The organism is Candidatus Marithrix sp. Canyon 246, assembly GCF_001723685.1.
Taxonomy (GTDB): domain Bacteria; phylum Pseudomonadota; class Gammaproteobacteria; order Beggiatoales; family Beggiatoaceae; genus Marithrix.
On sequence record NZ_MCBX01000036.1, the window covers coordinates 1 to 1,338 of the forward strand.

The window sequence follows — 1,338 nt, forward strand, 5'->3', positions numbered from 1 at the left end:
GATTACTGAAAAGCGTTGAGCGATAAACCACGTCTACCACGAGGTAAAGCTAGGACTTCTTTGGCAACTTCAATGAACAATCAATATAAACCGAGCTTTGTATTTCAAATCGAGGAGGCAACTAGCGATACTTGATGCTAAAAATACGAACATTTCATAGCTATGGACACTATGATGAAACCAGAATTTAGACACTCAAACAGCCTATCGAGATAGTGATCGGCCAACTCGGATTCAGACCAGACCCGAGGACGGTTGAACAGACAGTCTTTACCGCTCGACTATACCTTCAGAACTATGCCCCCTACGAAATTAACAAATAGCTCGCATACCTCACTAAAAACACACCAAGGAATTTAAAAGATTTACCAAGCGAATTTACTCCATATACACTTCAAACTAGCAGAGCATTTATCCTCATATGCCTTTAAAACTTACAGAAACTAGACTAACCCCATCAAAGTAAAACTATGTCAGCCTCAACCCCAATAAATTCAACCAATTAAATCCATCTTACCCGTTGAGCTTACGACTGAAGAAGTGCTATATTTGCATCTTTTTACAGCCACATGATCGAGCCTGGAAAAAGCATAATGGGTACATTTTCTAAAGATTGCACCGCCTACACTCCAAGCTTTGATGAATGGGTGATGTCTCGAGAGATCATGTGCTGGGGGACAAATGCCGGAACAGCATCAATCGCCTTTCAGAGATGGCGGCATTTCAAAGAGGCATTTGCCCCAGAGCTGATTCGGAGGGCCGTGTCAGAAAGCCCAATTCCTGTGCATTCCTGCTTGGACCCCTTTGGTGGGTCAGGCACGACCGCTTTAGCATGTCAGTTTTTGGGGGTCCACCCTCGTACTGTAGAAGTAAATCCTTACCTGGCCGATCTGATTGAAGCAAAGCTCCAAGAATACAATGCACTTGAACTGAGTGATGACTTCAGATTAGTTGTCAGCAAATCTTATAGTTTAACTCCGGACACTCAGTCTCTTTCGGAAAATATGCCGAAAACTTTTTTTGAACCTGGAGATAAAGACCGCTGGCTATTCAACACTAAGATATGCGAAAGGATTTCATGCCTTCTTCAGTCAATTTTATACATAGAAAACCCAGCACACCAACGCTTATTTAAAACTCTATTAGGCGGTGTATTAGTAGAGGCCAGCAACATCATCGTTAACGGCAAGGGTCGACGCTATAGAAACAATTGGAAAAGTAGAGTAATTCCAGAAAACCATTTGGATGATCTTTTCCAAGAGTCTGTGAAAAATGCAATTGGTGATATCACACGGTATAGTGGAAGGCTATGTAAATCGTACTCAATTACACGAGGGG

At 42.2% G+C, this 1,338-nt stretch carries 1 protein-coding gene; it reads left to right on the forward strand.

Going from position 1 to position 1,338, the window contains the following annotated elements; genetic code table 11:
• Positions 1-593: 593 nt before the first annotated feature.
• On the forward strand, positions 594-1,338 hold a 745-nt coding region (locus BHU68_RS12210; RefSeq protein WP_216115536.1), incomplete at its 3' end, for a DNA methyltransferase.